Genomic DNA, 17,993 nt, shown 5'->3' with positions numbered 1-17,993 from the left:
GCGCTTATTTAAAGCTTTGATCCGTATCCCGCGCCTCCGTCAACTCTGTAAATTAGAGAATAACGGACCGGGTAAGGGATACGCTCAACATGTGATTATTGATGTTGACGCACCTCCTTTCCTGATGGACCCATTTTACCATATCTGGTTTGTGATATCCAGTGATTTTCTTATATTTACGGAAATGATTCATAGAAAATATAATATAAAAATAGCTTGATTTTATGTTCTATGGAAGATATAATCTAAATTACCGTGATTGAAAAACATCGGTGTGAATACATAATATGCGGTCGTGGCGGAATTGGCAGACGCGCACGGTTCAGGTCCGTGTGGGCTAACCCCCCGTGGAGGTTCGAGTCCTCTCGACCGCATCATATCCTAACATTTACAGGTTCTTGGATTGGCTGGATGCCACCAAGAGCCTGTTTTTATATGGTTAAGATGCGCGTACCATTATAACTATTTTATTTATACTGAAATATATATTTAATATAGTCTTTTGCACTCTGATCAATGTCTTCGTCGCTTGCTTGAAACGAGGCTCCGAAGACAGCGAAATAGGGTAATGTTATGGCGCCAACATGCACTGCGCTTGCCTTAAAAGGTGCTATAACTTCATCTACAGTAAAAGAAACGGAACCAGTAGGTAAGTAATTTTCTTTTTTATCGCCAATGGACATGGCTATCCCTAGCTTCTTTCCTTTTAACTTATCACCTTTTGAACCATAAGCCCATCCATGGGTAAAAACATCATCGAACCACTTTTTTAATAAAGGAGGGTAACTATACCAATACAAAGGGAATTGAAATATGACATTATCGTATGCTTCAAGTAGCTGTTGTTCTTTTAAAACATCAATGCTCCAGTTTGGATACTCTTTATAAATCTCATGAATTGTAATTTCATTGGTATATTGAAGTAATTCTCGTTTCCATCTGTTATTTACTCTGGAATCTTCGATATTGGGATGAGCTAAAATCACAAGAGTTTTCATCATAAATCACCTTTCTTACGTAACATATTTGCCTTTGTAGATGCTCTATTATTATTCTGTATGCTTCAAAAAAAGTAAATACACACAATAAAGTAAGATAGTTACTTGTAAGTATGCATTGGACTTAAAGTGAAGATATGCGATTATAGAATTAATTAGATAAACTTTGTTATTTTTAGCGTTGAAGAGGTGGTACTATGAAACAATATAATTTAGGCATAGAAGCAACACTTGAGATCATCGGAGGTAAATGGAAATCATTAATCATATGTTTATTAATGTCTGGTAGAAAAAGGACAAGTGAATTACAGCGTAGTATTTCAGGCATTTCTCAAAAGGTTCTTATACAGCAACTTCGCGAACTTGAAAAGGATGGTATCATAGGTAGACATGTGTATAATCAAATGCCTCCAAAAGTGGAGTATTATATAACGGAATATGGAATTACAGCAAATGAAATTATTGACTTAATGTGTTCTTGGGGAAGGGCTAATATCCAAATAAGACAACAGCAAGGAGAAGATGTGATGTTGTTAGAAAATGATTCAAAATGAATAGTGGAGTAAAAAAGCGTTGCAGACTATGATGTTTACGGTAGTTTTCTTCGGCTGTCTTCAAGTGTTATGTTATGTGTTGAGCCGCAAGCTGATTTGCTATATAGTTATGACTGGACAACCATTACATCCATATTAAATGAATGCTAAAGTAGGGGGACCCTTGCAATGATTATTAAACCGAAAATCCGTGGTTTTATATGTACGACTGCACATCCTGCAGGATGCGCGGCTCATGTTAACCGTCAGATCAACTACATCAAAGAAAGCACATCAATACAAGGAGCTAAAAAGGTGCTTGTGATCGGAGCATCTACTGGATACGGGCTGGCTTCTCGTATTGCTGCGAGCTTCGGTCTGGGAGCGGACACCATAGGGGTATCCTATGAACGTCCTGCATCAGAGGGGCGCACGGCTTCAGCAGGCTGGTATAATACGGTAGCCTTTGAAAGAGCGGCCAGAGCAGCTGGCTACATAGCAGAAAGCATTAATGGAGATGCTTTTTCTCATGAAATTAAGCAGGAGACGTTGAAGCTGGTAAAGGAAAAGCTGGGCAAGGTAGACCTGATTGTATATAGTGTCGCTTCACCGCGACGGACACATCCCGAAACGGGTGAGACCTTTAATTCCGTTCTCAAGCCTATCGGACAGTCTTTTTCTAATAAAACAGTGAATACGAATACAGGTGTCGTATCAGAAATTACGCTAGAACCGGCTACGCAGGAGGAAACTGAGAACACCATTACGGTAATGGGTGGCGAAGATTGGTCCTTGTGGCTGAAAGCGTTGGAAGAAGCTGATCTGCTGGCTGAAGGGGTAACCACACTGGCTTACTCGTATATTGGTCCCGAAATTACGGAGGCTATCTATCGTAAAGGAACCATTGGCCAAGCTAAAAATGATTTGGAAGCTACAGCACATACTTTAACAAGGCAATTGGAGCGTTATCATGGAAAAGCTTACGTTTCTGTGAATAAAGCTTTGGTTACACAATCCAGTTCGGCTATTCCAGTCGTACCTTTGTATATTTCTTTGCTGTTTAAGGTCATGAAGGAAAAGGGACTGCACGAGGGATGTATTGAGCAGGCACAACGTCTGTTCGAGACGCTATACAGTGGGTCCACTGTGGAAACGGATGAAGAAGGACGCATCCGTCTGGATAACTGGGAAATGAGAGACGATGTGCAGCAGGCTGTCAAAGCGGCTTGGTCCGAAATCACTACAGAAAATGTATCTGAATTGGGTGATCTCGAACAATACCGTCTGGATTTCCTCCAATTATTTGGATTCGGGTTTGATGAAATTGATTATGAATTAGACGTTAATCCATAGGTTGATACACTTTCATAAGTGATATTTGTAAAACAAAAACGGGTACTCTCAAGCGATGCAATTGCTTAAGAGACCCGTTTTTTATGTATATTGGCAAAAAACAAGTTGCACTCGTTTTCACTAACGGCATTTATCGAGAATTAGATGTGGAAAGTGACTTACGGTGCAGTAAGCGAAAAACGGCAATGGTAATGACAATCCCCGCAACGCCAAAGACTGCAACAGAAGTCAGAGCTCGATAGGCTTGCCAGCCGAACAAAAATGCAATACCACTGCCAAACGTTGTACCTGCCAGTAAACCAAGTGCGCAGGCAATATCCGTTCCAAATTTCATAAACATGTTCCTTTCGAATGTATAAATTAAAAAGCAACTTGTACTTTTTTCGCTGGACTTGGACATACACTTGTGCGTACAATTAAATAGTAATCGTTTTCAAACGGAATCTATTAATCATTATGGATCATTCTTGTGCAAATTATTCCTTTTTCAGGAGGTAGATGAAATGAATATGAATGAGCAGATCAAGCTGTGGAACGAAGAGGCGCAGGCTAGTAACGCTGATCATCCTCATCGAAAGGTTGAATTGTTTATTGAGGTACGGGATGGAGCACTGGAGTCTGTTGTTCCTTATCTGAACCAACAGGATTATCGTCATGTAACTCTGATAGAAGATGAGCATACTTCGGCGGCGGCTGGAACAAAAGTGGCTGAGCTGATTCGTGAGGCAGGTTTGACAGTTGATGTCGTCCGCTTACCTCCGAATGCTGTAGGGGATGTCATTGCTGATGAAACCTACATTATGAAGGTGCTGCTGGGTGTGGCGGATAAGAGTCAGGCTGTACTTGCTGTAGGCTCCGGCACGATTCATGATCTGGTTCGCTTCGTATGTTATAAAATGAATCGTCCGTTCTTGTCAGTACCGACGGCTGCTTCGGTGGATGGTTTTACCTCCGCAGGCGCACCACTAATTGTGGATGGCAGCAAGCAGACATTCCAAGCAGTTCCGCCAGAGGCGATCTTTGCTGATTTGTCCGTGCTGGCAAATGCGCCACAGACGATGACTGCGGCCGGTTTTGGCGATATGCTTGGTAAGTTCACCTCACTAGCGGACTGGCATGTTTCCAGAGATTTGGGAAACGAGCCATTTTCACCTGTGGCTAATCGCATTACTGAGGAGGCTCTGCGTGACTGTGTAGAACATGTCGATGAGATTGCGGCAGGTAGCAAGGCTGGGGTCGAGGTATTGATGAATGCGCTGATTGCATCCGGTATTTCGATGCTGATGATAGATCATTCTCGTCCAGCGTCAGGGGGAGAGCACCATATTTCCCACCGAATTGAAATGGATTTTATCGCAGAGGGACGCAAGCAAGTTTTGCATGGTGCCAAAGTGGGCGTAGCATCCGCATTGCTGTCTGACCTGTACAGGGATTTAGCAGCCAGTCAGGATGAAGAGGCATTTAAGGTGTATCGGGAATTGCCTACGTCGGAGCAGATGCGCGCATGGCTGGCTCAGGTCGGAGGCCCATCTACCATTGCCGAGCTCGGGGTTACGGAGGAACAGCTCGCTCGTGCATTGCGCACGGCTCATACCTTGCGTGATCGCTATACTGGACTCAAGTATATGAATGAACATCAATTGCTTCGTTCGTAATGTGTAACATCTACACAAATTGTCCTTAGATATTCGGCCAGTTAATGTGTGGCAAGGAAGGGATAAGCGAATGGGTTTACACCTCCGGCAGCAATACGACGATATCCTGTTCCTGTAACATTTGTATGTACAAATGAACGGTATGCTATAATCGTGGAATATGAACAGGTACACGATATTGCAAGTACGGAGGAAATTATGGCGCCCAAATATATACAAGTTAAACAGGAAATTTTGTCATGGATTCATTCATCTAAACTGGAACCACAAAGCCAGCTTCCATCTGAGCATGAAATGTCTGAACAATTTGCCGTTAGTCGGCAAACGGTGCGTCAGGCGCTGGGTGAGCTGGTGCAGGAAGGCTGGCTGTTTCGGATGCAGGGCAAGGGAACCTTTGTCGCGACACGGGACAGCAAGCAGCCCGAAGATCCAAAGACGATTGGAGTCGTTACAACCTATATATCGGATTATATTTTCCCATCCATTGTACAGGGAATTGAATCTAAATTGAGTCGTCAGGGCTATAAGATGCTGCTGTCAAGCACAGGTAATGACCCTGAGCAAGAAAGTCAGTGCCTGGAAATGCTATTGAGTCAACCGCTGAGCGGAATTATTATCGAACCGACCAAAAGTGGAGAGCGTAACCCCAATCTGAACTATTATTTAACCGTGGAAAATCGCCAAATCCCTTATTTGATGATCAATGCGCGTTATGAGGAAATGGATGCGCCATGTCTGCGGGTAGATGATGAAAAGGGTGGTTTTTTGGCGGCCGAGCATCTGATTAAGCTGGGACATCGACGCTTGGCTGGGTTTTTCAAAACCGATGATATGCAGGGGATTCTTCGTATGAAGGGATTTGTGGCCGCTCACCGCAAATATGGAGTGACATTACACCCGAACGCAGTAACGACTTACCGGACAGAAGAAAAAAATGAGATTCCGCTACAACGTGCGTCTAGGCTGCTGGCGATGGAGGCGGGTGAGCGTCCTACTGGCTGGGTGACCTATAATGATGAGTTGGCTGTTCGACTCCTGGATATTGTACGTTCGGCGGGCCTGAACATTCCCAATGATCTATCGCTGGTTGGATTTGATGATTCATTTTTGGCGACAGCAACGGAAATCAAGCTAACGACAATTCGGCATCCAAAGGAAGAATTGGGGTTACGTGCTGCCGATACCATGCTGTCGATGATTGAAGAGAAGGGGTACCATGAAGAAGATCGTCAGTTAATTCTACCTCCTGAGCTCATCGTTCGTGAATCTACTGGGCCTGTCCAGGTCATGCCTGGAGAACACTAGGCTGGAAGATCAGTCGGTTTTATTTCTTAACATGTAAGGACAAGTTAGTAAGTATACAGCTTTAACGCTTAATATTTGATGGCATGTTCCTCGTCATACCGAACAGTCTGTTTTCTGGATTGCAGAAATAGGCTGTTTTTGTTATATTTTTTCTGAAAATGAGTACATAAATCTATCGAGAAAATACATAAAAAAAGACTAGCTAAGTTGTACGTACAATCATATAATGAAAGCGGAACCAAGGATAAAGGGTCGTTAAGACCTTCCTGTAATTTTCCATTTGAAGTTAGTTTCAGTCACCTCCTCCATTGCAGATTTCAGAAATGATAGTAAAAGGTGTGTCTTATACATATTAGAACAATTGAAAAAGGAAGTATGGGAGGCCAATTTGGCTCTTCCAAGGGCGTGGACTATGAAAAACTGAAAGCGGAGCAACTGATTGTGCTGAATCTACAAGGCGTTTATTTGCGTTCGCTCTTCGTCAGATACGCATACACATCTGGCATTGTACTGTTCTTTCGTTCGGAATCCAGAATTCACCTCAATGGATCTGGCACTGCTGGGTAAGCATTTTCTGCGCAAGCATGGGGCGAACGCTTATGATGGTCAACGATAAAGGAGGAGGCACACAAATGAGCAAGTATACAATTGGTGTCGATTATGGAACGGAGTCCGGCCGTGCGGTTATTGTTGACCTGTCTGACGGAGCTGAATTGCTACACATGTAACACCTTACCGTCATGGAGTTATGGATGAAGTGCTGCCTGGTAGCGGACGCAAATTGGAAATGGATTGGGCGCTGGAACATCCGGCTGATTATATTGAAGTGCTGACTATTTCTATACCTGCCGTTATGAAGGAGACTGGCATTTCTCCAGACGATATCATCGGGATCGGAATTGATTTTACAGCATGCACGATGCTGCCGATTGACGCGCAGGGACAACCGTTGTGCTTTGACGAGAACCTGAAAGATAACCCGCATAGTTGGGTGAAACTGTGGAAGCATCATGCAGCACAGGATGAAGCGGACCGTTTAAATGCCATTGCCTCGCAGCGAGGAGAGGTGTTTCTGCCCCGCTATGGAGGGAAAATTTCTTCCGAATGGATGATCGCAAAAATTTGGCAAACTCTGAACGAGGCACCGGACATTTATAATCAAACAGACCTCTTTGTAGAAGCGACCGACTGGGTAATTTCCCAGCTTAGTGGGGAACTGAAACGGAATCAGTGTACAGCTGGGTACAAGTCTATTTACCATCATCGCGAGGGTTATCCGGATCGTGAATTTTTCAAAGCGCTCGATCCGCGTTTAGAAAATTTAACGGATACAAAGCTGCGCGGTGAGATTTATGATTTGGGTGCCCGTGCGGGTGGATTAACAGAGGATATGGCTGCAAAACTCGGACTGAATCCGGGAACGGCAGTAGCGGTAGGCAATGTGGATGCACATGCGGCTGTTCCGGCAGTAGGCGTCGTCACACCAGGCAAGCTGGTGATGGCGATGGGAACTTCCATTTGCCATATGCTCCTCGGTGAGGAAGAAAAAGAAGTAGAGGGTATGTGTGGCGTTGTAGAGAACGGAATTATTCCGGGCTATTACGGGTATGAGGCTGGACAATCGGCGGTAGGAGACATTTTCGCATGGTTTGTGGATCATGCTGTTCCGGGCGAAGTGAAGGAGCAGGCAGCTACGGAAGGTGTGAACGTCCATGTATGGCTGGAGCGTAAAGCGGCTGAATATAAACCGGGCGAAACCGGATTGCTGGCCCTGGATTGGTGGAACGGTAACCGTTCTCTGTTGGTCGACACCAACCTGACGGGGCTGATTGTCGGGTATACGTTGCTGACGAAGCCAGAGGAAGTGTATCGTACATTGCTGGAAGCAACTGCGTTCGGAACACGTAAAATTATCGATGCGTTCCATCATAACGGCGTGCCAGTAGACGTATTGTATGCGTGCGGTGGATTGCCGCAGAAAAATCGTCTTTTGATGCAAATTTATGCGGATGTAACCGGACGTGAGATTAAGGTGGCGGCTTCCACCCAAACTCCTGCATTGGGTGCGGCCATGTTCGCAGCAGTGGCTGCGGGAGTTGAAGCTGGAGGGTACAACGATATCGTCGAAGCAGCGCTTCATATGGCTCGTGTACGGGACGAGAGCTTCAAGCCGATCCCTAAGAACGCGGCCGTGTATGATAAGCTGTACGAGGAATACAGCCGTCTTCACGACTACTTTGGACGTGGAGGCAACCCGGTGATGAAAAAGCTAAAGACCATCAAGGAAGAAGCCAGATGTTCAACTGAAACGGCAAGCATTTATTTTTAAGAAGCTGACAAAATATAAGCAAGAAGTATTTAAAACTCTGTTATCTAAAAAGCACAGTACACCGAGGAATCGGCAGACTGTGCTTTTTTTTGCATTTTATATTCTGTGAATTACATGATGTGAAAGTCTCAGTGGATGAAAGATGGTAATGCGTTCCTTTCAAAGACTTTCATGAAAATTACAATCGTTTCGTTTTTACGGACATTTTTACTTTTTCAGCATGGCATCAGCAAACAAAATGGATTTTGGAATACGGAAAAACTGTTCCGCCTGATCCTGGAAGGTTTGCGAAGGAACGGTACCCTGATGCAACCATTTCCGAAATGTACCGGGGTGAACGCCAATCCAATGACTCACATCGGTCACCGAAATATCATGTACCATGCATAGACCCGCCAAAATCCGATTTTTAACCGGAGAACGAGTCACAGTCCGTTTCATAAAACGGGACGGCGATGGTTGACAGATGAGTGGTGAACGCCGGACAACCTCTTCATTAAATAGAATATGGTGCGGATAACCAAGTGTATTACACGTCTTTTCCAGATTAGTGTTGCCGGGAATGCGTCCTTCATATACCCACGCACTGACACTACGGGAGGAAATGGAAAGCTCCTCGGCAAGTTGGGACAGTTTAATGTCATTAGCCATCAAAACGGCAAGCAAAACGCGATTGCGCACTTGACAGCGTGTTGGTTTACGAAAACGTTTGACACGCACGCCTTTTCCCAAATATTTGCGATTGATCAGAGACCACGCCTGAATGGAATGTTTATCTTGTTGTTTAGGCATATACCCTCCGATTTTTTTTAACCACATACTACTATACCCGAAGGGGGCTTTGCAAGTGACTCCTCTCCTGATTTTCTTTTAATCCCATGGGCTTAACCGGTTTATGGAAAATAAGGTCCATTTGGCCTATAAAAATGGAAGTTTAAGGTGCCGATATATTAAATTGTGACATTTTTTATGGAAATGGAGGTAATATGTTCTTCTCTTATGATTGTAAGGATGTACAGAGAGAAAAGTGGGTTTTTGCAGCCCAACATGCAATTTTTTTGACGAGAGAAAGGGAGGTTATACAGTTAGATGATTTGTAAAAAGGTAATGGTATGGTTTCTGACGGCACTTTTGGCAACGAACACTTTGCTGTGCTTGCCTAGTGTGGCAGGAGCGGAAAAACAAGATTTAAAGGACGGAATGCAACTGGACCAAGCAGGTTTGGTACAGGAGGAACAGGAGCTTTCTGATGGAACAGTTTCTTTCAATCCGCCCACTTCTGCGACAAACAGCGTTTATAATGCACTCATGATGAGCTTGGCGGCAACGGTGGAGTATACGTCAATCGTTATCGAACCTGGGGAAACCTATGAATTCGAGAATACAGATACGATCAGTAAGTCCATATATAGCAACGCTTCTCAATCAAAAGGCATTTTGTACGATAGTGTAAGTTACAAAGAGGACGGAGACATCAGCACTGTCCATATGGACTATGGCATTAGCCCCATTGGTGTTCCTGGAGGAGGCACAGCGTTTATTACGAATACAGGAACAGCAGCATTAACCGTAAAAGTAACGGACGTCTTCACCTACAGTACATCGGAGGACCCGGCACTAGAGCGAGTTACGGTCTCTAAAAATGAAAGCTATCGGATTGTGAATGAAGGATGGACTGCCCGTTCGATTCAGCATGATGGGTCAAATGCAGACAATCGCCGTTTTGATTACGCAAAATACAAGGCAGACGGAACTTTATCCGCATCTGATCTTAATAGCATTGCTCATCCCTCTTTGGGTGATGGCGAGGAACTGATTATTACAGGTTCCACTGCCAATGTGGTGACCTTCGGATTTCCATACGGCAAATACAGTATAGAAAGCACCGGCGAGCCGGCTTATGCGCGGGTTACCCTAAATCAGGGGGAAAGCTACCAATTTATCAATGTGGGAACCCGATTGGATACGGTGGAAAGTGACGGTACATCTAAAGATAAACTTGACTATGTTGTTTATCTGGCAAACGGAACAGAGGCTTCACGTGGCAGTGGCACTACGGCGAAGCCGCAGATTGCTGTGGACAGATACGCGGTAATTACCCAGGTCACTGCAAATCCGGTTACATATGGGGCTCCATATCGCAATTTTATTGCTCGTCCTGTGGGTGGTGATGCAATCAGCCGTGTGGAGCTTGAGGTGGGCAAGAGCTACATTTTCCACAATAATGGTACGCTAATGAATCCGATCTACAATAACTCCAAAAAGGTAGGAAGCTTGTTCGACTATGCTATTTACAAGCCGGATGGAACGGTAAATTCCTCTGGTTTTAACAGCCAGTCTGGTCCCATGATCCCGCCTTCGGGATATGCCATTGTGACTGTGATCGGTCCGAGTCCTATTATCTTTGATTATACAGATGATTTTTCCTGGGAAACTAGCAATGATCCTGCCTTTTTACGCGTAACACTGTCTAAAGGCGAAAGTTATGCTTTTACTAATATTAGTGATCATTTGAGGAATCTGCATAGCACAGCCAGTACCGTTAAAGGAAAATATGATGTGGTTCTGTACAAAGCAGATGGTACAGAGCAATCCAGGCGCAATACCGGAAACTCAACCTTTTTGGTTGGTGCAGGTAAAAAGGCCAGTGTGACGGTAACCAGTGACACGCCAATCACGTTTGGTGGTATCTATCGGAGCTTTAAGGCGAGCGAAGATGATAATGGTATCGGGCAAACGACGCTGGAGCCAGGGGATTCGTACATTTTCCGCAATCATGATAGCAAATCGAATTCATTGCGGCATGACAAAAGTAGTGGAAGTGCACGCTTTGATTCGGCAAGCTATCGAGGGCTTCGTTTACTGACATCAGATCATTTCAACAATACAGTGGACCCAGAGATTGTTGCAGGCGGTGAAGCCATTGTCACCAATGTATCCGATCGGCCAATCACCTTTAGTTACAGCAGTAAGGTAGAGGCTATGCTTAACGCACAGGCAGCCTTCCATCGAATTACATTGAAACGCGGTGAAAGCCGGAAATTTATCAATGTAAGCACTTTGGACAAGGCTCTGGATGTCATTTCAGTCAGCGGTATGAAGTGGAATTACATGAATTACAAGGCAGACGGTACGGTGTACAGTCAGGCCAGTGATACGACTCAATTGCCGTTGGTACAGGCTGGTGGATATGCCATTGTAACGACGGTTTCGGATGTGCCAGTGACTTATGGAGCTGTGTTAGGAATATTCGACGTTGAGGATGCTCAGGTGCCGACAGGCAATCAAGTCACTGTCAAGCAGGGAGAAAGCTATGTATTCCATAATACTGGTTCACAGGCTTCCTCATTAACGACAGATGCTTCAAACGAAAGCCGCCTCTACGACTATGCCATATATGAAGAAGGTAGCGGTGTAAATTCCAAGGTGGATAGAGCAGGTATGGATGCTTCTCTACCTGAAATCTCACTTGGAGCCGGAGATACGCTTGTTGTGACTGTCACTTCGCCGCAAGCCGTGACCTTTCATTTCAAGAATGAAATTAAAGCGGAGCCAAGCACAGAACCGGCGTTGTTAAAAACGTCTTTGTCTGGCGGCAAGCAGGAGATATGGATCAATCGCGGAAGTCAGGAGGCCCCTATCGTGACGAATGCGAAGGCGGCTGGTGGAACGTATCAATATACCGTTACGGATCAGGCTGGAAAAGTGATTCGTGAACATAAAGAGGCGATAGATAATCAACAGCAAGTGCTAGCTAATGCCAATATTCATCTTGCCGTAGCTGCAGCTGCTCCTGCTGTTAACTTTGGAGCGCCTTATCGTGTGTTTGCCGTAAAAAATAACGATGACAGCAAGCTGGACGAGCTAATTGAGCTCATAGATAAAGAAGCTGACTTTACGGCAGGCCAACAAGGGAAATATCGGTTTACACCCAAAGAAGACGGGATTTACCGTTTTGCTGTGAAGGAGAAATCCAACTTTGCTGCGCAGCAACCCATTGTAAGCTTGTTTACGGACCCTGATTTTAGTAACCAGCTTGTCTCTTCAACAGAGCAAGCACAAATATATGGTTGGGATTACACGGTCTTAGAGTATGAGATGAAGGCAGGCCAAACGATTTATGTGAAGTTGACAGAAACCAATAGCGGCGCATTACAAACCGTAATTAAGGCAGCACATATGGCGCTTGGTAAGGATACTTCATATGAATATGGAAAAGGGAACCGACTGAATAAAGTTATTTTGTTCACCAGTGATCAAATTCAACTGGATTATGACTTAAACGGAAACGTCATTAGACGGACGAAGAAGGTATTTCCTTTTACAGATTAAAAGGATGTCTTTGCTTCGAAAAAACATAACAGATAGTTGGATGTACAGGCATTATTAAATAGGGGTGAGCGAGTGTTTAAACGTTATATTTGTAGTCTACTATGTATGGCAATGTTGCTGGGTCCATGGAGCACATGGGCATATGGAGAAGAAGGGAACGGAGATGCAGTAGCTTCTCAGTCTTCTACTCCACAGATTATTACCAGAGCATGGCTTGCACAGCAAACAGGTAAGGATCAGGCTTGGGTCAATGCACAGTTATCCAAAGGCTATACTTTATATGATATTTATAAAGCTTGGCAAAAAGATGGTGGAGAAAATTCATTACCGGAACAAAGTCCAAGCTTGTGGGTACAGCAGAATGGGCTGACATTGAGCACAAATGCAAAGGCGGAACCGTCTGATGAGTCGGCTGAGCTGAAGGAAGGTGAAAAGCCCACTCAGACCGCCCAGGATGAAAAGGCAACTCAACAACCGCTAGATAAGGAAGAGGGTAAAGCACCGGCTCCAGACACGACTGAGATGGATATACCATCCATCCCCCGTGTAATTGATTCCGTATATGCTCCGACTCCAGGAGAAAACGGACTGATCGGGAAGGATTTACTTAAACAAAGTTTGTTGCAGGTATCTGCTACAACAGATGTGTATGCTCCTTTTGATCAGGCGGCGCTTGCACAAAGCAGGTTGAGTGATGATACATCGCGTTATGGAATGGATTATGGTGACAACAGTGTGTCCACCGCTTCAGGACAGCTCGTTGTTCAAAATACGGACTTGGTACTGCCGGGGTCATTGCCCTTTGCATTGGCTCGTGTGTATAACAGTTCATTGGCAAATAATCAGGTTGGTGTGCAGCAAAATGAAGGGTTGTATACAAACATAAGTGCCATCCGCGAGGAAGAAGCAGCTTCTGGTCTAGGGAGAGGCTGGAAATGGGATCTTCCTCATATGCAGAAACAGGATGGTAAACGGTATTTGTATATTCCGGGAACAGGCTCCTATGAACTGAGAGATGATTTGCAGCTTGAAGGATATGCATACAAAGATCTGAAGATCAGTACAGATCAAAGCGCAAGTGTGCAGGGAGTAAGCAGTGCATACAAAATAGCAGTGTTGAATGGAAATGACTATTATCTCGATCAGGACGGTTATTTGATTTTAATCCAGGATGCGTATAAGAATCGAGTGGAATTTGATTATGCAAGTTCTGGCGGAGCAAAGCTTATTCGTTCGATTAGAAACAATGATGGCAAAGAACTTGATTTCACTTACAATGCTGGACAGCTTGTTGTTAAAGAGCAAGGCACGGACCATCAGTATACCTATCGTCAAAGTAGTGAGGGAAGCAGCAAGGTGCTGTCAGAAGTACTGGATTCTCTTTCCCGAAGCACAAGCTATACGTATACATTCATGGATGCTCCTTTTAATGTGGTCGTAGATGGTGAAAGAAAGACTGGAGCCCTGCAGCCCAATGAAACCGCGTTGCTTACACGAATTGTACGACCTACTTCATCGATCACAGACATTCGTTATGAAGCCTATAACAAGCAGATAGGCGTGTACGGTACACAAGGCGTGTTCAAGGTGGCTTCACGCGCTGATATGTACAGTACAACTGCCGGCGATCGTTTTTTAAATAAAATTGATTTCGCGTATTCCGGAGAAGATCTAGCCAGTTATGGCAAAAATGCTGAGTGGACGGTGGTTGCCAAAGGGACGCCTACAACAGAAACCTTCCATTTTGGTAAAGTCTTTAGAGGAGATAACACACCAGACAAGCTTGTTCTTAACCGCTATGATCAAGAGGGTGATTCTACCGGCTATCATATAAACTACACCTATAATGAGGCCATGGATTGGAATTTGCCTGTGCAAATGGAAGAGTCCTATACGGAAGGAGGTTCTTCGTCAGAACCTGTAACCACCTCCTATGACTACAATGAATATGGTCTTCCACTAAAAGTATCCCAAAGTACTGGATTGGAGACTGCTCATACGTATAAAACCTCTAGTGAGCCTTTTTTCTGGGTTCAACCTACCCAGACGGTTACTAAAATAAGTGAAGGAAAAACTGGAACGACAGTTCGAACTTATAAAGCAGAGGGCGCATTGTATGAACTGAAAAACTATGAAGGTACAGAGCAAGGGAAGCTTTTATCACATACCTATACTTTTTACAATGCAAAAGGGAATGTAAGTGGTCAGAAAGTTCTTATTGATGACAGAAACTATACGGATGTTTCTATTGATTATAAGTCTCCCTATGGTTCTCAGCTCCCAACAAGGCAGCTTTTGCCTAAAGGTGTTGAGTACACGTATGACTACTATCCGACTGGAGAAATCAAGTCCCAAACAGATGCCAAGCGCAAAACAGAGTCCTATGTATATGATTCTTTGGGACGTGTAACAAAGGTTACTTATCCAGATGGAACTCAAACCGTCGTGGTGTACAAGGATGATACGAATGATGTCACTGTCACCGGACCCGATGGTATCAGCGCCGAAAGATTGTATAATCCGTTCGGGCAAATGCTCCAGCAGCAAGTGGGTGATGCAATCTATGGTTATAGTTATGATGAGAATGGGGATTTGGTAGAAAGCACGGATGCCGAACAAGCAACCACTCGCTATGCCTATGATGCCTTTGGACGACCTGTGAAGACGACCTATGCGGATGGCACAACAGATACCGTGACGTATAACGCGGTGGATCGTACTGTCACTCAGACGGATGTGTCCGGTTATCGTGTGCGTGAAGTATCAGATGCTTTAGGTCGTGTGACTTCCACACAAGAAGCTAAAAATGGATCATTTCAGCCGCTGGAATCGTTAGCTTATAATTATGCGGGTATGGTCACTAGCCGTACAGACGGTAATGGTCAACGCACGCTCTATGATTACGATGCTTTGGGACAAATGACCTCGGTCACTGATCCATCCGGACAGCAGGTCAGCTATGTGTATGATCTAGCCGGAAATTTGAAGACCGTTCAGTTTCCAGATGGGCAAAAAAATGTGTATTCATATGATGAGTTGGGCAGACGTACGTTACTTGAAAAATCAAGCGGAGGAACTACGTTAAATATTTACGATACGGATGGAACTATCTCCCGTATGTTGACAGGAAAATCGGATGCCATTACCTTTCAATATAACACTGACGGATTAGTTACCGAAGCGGCAGGTCCCGATTTTAAAACCAATTATACCTATGACAGCGCAGGACGAAGAAAAAGCATGACAGATGGTCAGGGAACGACCACCTATGCCTATAATCCATCAGATGGGTCGTTGACTGGGCTGAAGTACCCTGATGGTACGCACATCAGCTATGAATACAACAAGCAGTCTCGTACAGGCTATGTGCTAACAGATGCTGCTGGCACGTCTATGCATGTTCAATCCAAGCTGGACAGTGTGGGCCGAGTTACCCAAATGGACATTAGCGCTGGGACCGGTGTGGCAAATGTACAGAGTTTGGGAGAAGCGAGTGCTGCTGCGGGTGGATCACTAGATAGCATGACGTTTGATTATGCTCCTAATGGTTTGCTAAAAGGTCAGTCTTCGAGCAGAGGACTGAGTACACGATTCAGCTATAACGGACTGGATTTATCCGGGGTTACGGTGGAGCAAGGCGGTACGGCGCTACACCAATTTGGTTATGAACGGGATGGGAATAAAAACATCATCGGACGTACACAAAACGGAACAACAGACCAGTTTGGATATGACCCGTCAAATCGGATTGCCAGCGAAGCCGCTGGTGAGAAGAATAAGACCTATGGCTACGATCCGAATGGAAACCGAAGCGCCGAAGGCAGTGGCAAAGTGTTCGGCATGAAAAACGCTGAATATACGTATGATTCTGTCAGCCGTCTGACAAAGGTGAGCGGTGAAGGCAAAGAGGTCGGGTATAGCTATAACGGAGACGGGCTACTGTACGAGCGTACAGAGGGCGGCAAAACGACTCGGTATTACTATGACGAAGAAGCGAAGCTGATTGCGGAAGCTGAGGTCGAAGGTGGAGCAGCGAAGATCACGTATGCTTACGTGTATGACTTGTCTGGTCAACTGTGGGCGAGACAAGACAAGGCAAGCGGGCAGTTGCAATATTATCAGCTGAACGGTCACGGCGATGTGGTGGGCCTAAGTGATAGCTCGGGCAAGGAACTGAATAGCTACAGCTACGATATCTGGGGCGGCCCGGAGAAGGTCAAAGAGACCGTACCGAACGTGCTGCGCTACGCTGGCGAGTATTGGGATGACACGACTGGGCTTCAGTACCTGCGGGCTCGCTGGTACGATCCGGGCACAGCCCGTTTTATGGGCGAGGATACGTATCAGGGCGAGATCAGCAATCCGCAGAGCTTGAACTGGTATGCGTATGTAGCTAATAATCCGCTATTCTATGTGGATCCGAGTGGACATTTTTTTGAAACTAGAGATTATCAAGAGCTTAGAATATTACTAAATGAAGCCAGACTTAAATCGAATTCCAGCAAGAAGAATCAGAATTATCAGGTATACAAGGATTTCATACGAAAACGCTACGATTTTGTGTCCATTTATGGAGGAGCAAACCAGTACAATTACTTATACGACCTGCTAACGGGAACAAGTGACTATAAGAATAGTTCTGGCAAGTCTGATTGGGCTAAAGATCAGTTATTAAGTGCATACCAAAAGTGGACAGATGCCGAAGTTCTTGGCATGGCCGCAATGGGTATGATTGGCAATTTTGGTGGGAAGTCTGCTGGTAGAGGGAAGTATAGTGGTAAAATAAAATCAGGGGAATGTAATTGCTTTACCGCAGGCACTAAGGTTCAAACAGACGAAGGGGAGAAACCTATCGAAGACATTGAAGTCGGAGATGAGGTTCTTTCCAAGAATGAAGAGACTGGCGAGCAAGCATATAAGGAAGTTACCGCCCTTCATCGCAACGAGAAGGATACTACTTATAAGTTGTCGGTGGGCAATCAAATCATTGAGACAACTGACAATCATCCGTTTTGGGTTGAAGGTAAAGGTTGGGTACTAGCGACGGACTTGCAGGCGGGGGATAAACTACAGCAGAGCAACGGAAATAACTTGACGATTGATAAGATCAATATTGTAAAGCACGATGAAAAAGTTAAGGTGTATAACTTTACTGTTGCCGATTTCCACACGTATTTTGTAAGCGATTTGGGTATATGGGTTCATAATATTGGTGGATGTAATTTTGCTGATGTGAGTAAATATAAAAAATGGACTAGTGTAGGTTTACAAAAAAACTGGTTAAGGGAAAATGGCTTTAAGGAAGGTTCACAATATAGAACGGATATTTTGAAGACAAACGTGTTCGATAAAAATGGTAAAAAAGTAGGAGAGGTTCATTACTTCCAAAAAGATGTGAATGATCCTGAGAAATATGTTCCTAATCATTTTCAATATATTGACCCTAAGACTGGAAAAACTACATCGCAACATTATTATTTTGATTAAG

Annotated in this window: 10 protein-coding genes, 1 tRNA gene and 1 pseudogene; 9 read left to right on the top strand and 3 right to left on the bottom strand. The window is 44.6% G+C overall.

Annotated elements, in window-relative coordinates:
- Positions 1 to 289: 289 nt before the first annotated feature.
- A tRNA-Leu gene (locus G9G54_RS02665) sits at positions 290 to 374 on the top strand.
- A gap of 93 nt (positions 375 to 467) precedes the next feature.
- On the opposite strand, the gene G9G54_RS02660 is transcribed toward G9G54_RS02665, so the two are convergent.
- Complete coding sequence (locus tag G9G54_RS02660) at positions 468 to 998, bottom strand: NAD(P)H-dependent oxidoreductase (RefSeq protein ID WP_165176719.1); 531 nt, start codon at positions 996 to 998, stop codon at positions 468 to 470.
- Positions 999 to 1,195: 197 nt separating this feature from the next.
- Here G9G54_RS02660 and G9G54_RS02655 point away from each other — a divergent pair, with 197 nt between their 5' ends.
- Positions 1,196 to 1,552, top strand: a complete 357-nt coding sequence (locus G9G54_RS02655) for a winged helix-turn-helix transcriptional regulator (RefSeq protein ID WP_069079881.1) — start codon at positions 1,196 to 1,198, stop codon at positions 1,550 to 1,552.
- A 168-nt stretch (positions 1,553 to 1,720) separates the two neighbouring features.
- Positions 1,721 to 2,884: an enoyl-ACP reductase FabV gene (gene fabV, locus G9G54_RS02650; protein WP_165175901.1), complete on the top strand. Its 1,164-nt coding sequence runs from the start codon at positions 1,721 to 1,723 to the stop codon at positions 2,882 to 2,884.
- Between the two features lie 130 nt (positions 2,885 to 3,014).
- On the opposite strand, the gene G9G54_RS02645 is transcribed toward fabV, so the two are convergent.
- A complete protein-coding gene (locus G9G54_RS02645; RefSeq protein ID WP_023987976.1) occupies positions 3,015 to 3,218 on the bottom strand; it encodes a hypothetical protein in 204 nt (67 codons plus the stop codon).
- A 169-nt stretch (positions 3,219 to 3,387) separates the two neighbouring features.
- On the opposite strand from G9G54_RS02645, the gene G9G54_RS02640 reads away from it, so the two are divergent.
- The 4 genes and pseudogenes from G9G54_RS02640 to G9G54_RS02625 all read left to right on the top strand — a co-directional run bounded on the left by G9G54_RS02640 (position 3,388) and on the right by G9G54_RS02625 (position 8,173).
- The gene (locus G9G54_RS02640) at positions 3,388 to 4,539 is read left to right on the top strand and encodes a sn-glycerol-1-phosphate dehydrogenase (RefSeq protein WP_165175899.1); all 1,152 of its coding nucleotides are present in this window, start codon (positions 3,388 to 3,390) and stop codon (positions 4,537 to 4,539) included.
- 198 nt (positions 4,540 to 4,737) lie between these two features.
- Complete coding sequence (locus tag G9G54_RS02635; RefSeq protein WP_028542851.1) at positions 4,738 to 5,844, top strand: GntR family transcriptional regulator; 1,107 nt, start codon at positions 4,738 to 4,740, stop codon at positions 5,842 to 5,844.
- A 375-nt stretch (positions 5,845 to 6,219) separates the two neighbouring features.
- Complete coding sequence (locus tag G9G54_RS02630) at positions 6,220 to 6,411, top strand: hypothetical protein (RefSeq protein ID WP_238807649.1); 192 nt, start codon at positions 6,220 to 6,222, stop codon at positions 6,409 to 6,411.
- 65 nt (positions 6,412 to 6,476) lie between these two features.
- Positions 6,477 to 8,173 (top strand): annotated as a pseudogene (locus tag G9G54_RS02625) (ribulokinase).
- A gap of 207 nt (positions 8,174 to 8,380) precedes the next feature.
- On the opposite strand, the gene G9G54_RS02620 reads toward G9G54_RS02625, so the two are convergent.
- Positions 8,381 to 8,965, bottom strand: a complete 585-nt coding sequence (locus G9G54_RS02620) for a helix-turn-helix domain-containing protein (protein WP_013370447.1) — start codon at positions 8,963 to 8,965, stop codon at positions 8,381 to 8,383.
- Positions 8,966 to 9,262: 297 nt separating this feature from the next.
- On the opposite strand from G9G54_RS02620, the gene G9G54_RS02615 reads away from it, so the two are divergent.
- Both G9G54_RS02615 and G9G54_RS02610 read left to right on the top strand, forming a co-directional pair.
- Positions 9,263 to 12,505, top strand: coding sequence for a hypothetical protein (locus tag G9G54_RS02615; protein WP_165175897.1), 3,243 nt, complete (start codon positions 9,263 to 9,265; stop codon positions 12,503 to 12,505).
- A gap of 105 nt (positions 12,506 to 12,610) precedes the next feature.
- Positions 12,611 to 17,992, top strand: a complete 5,382-nt coding sequence (locus G9G54_RS02610) for a polymorphic toxin-type HINT domain-containing protein (RefSeq protein ID WP_238807647.1) — start codon at positions 12,611 to 12,613, stop codon at positions 17,990 to 17,992.
- The last annotated feature ends 1 nt before the right edge of the window (position 17,993 follow it).

Origin of the sequence: Paenibacillus sp. EKM212P, assembly GCF_011066115.1 — a bacterium.
Lineage (GTDB): Bacteria > Bacillota > Bacilli > Paenibacillales > Paenibacillaceae > Paenibacillus > Paenibacillus polymyxa_B.
This window is presented reverse-complemented; position numbering and strand designations above follow the sequence as displayed.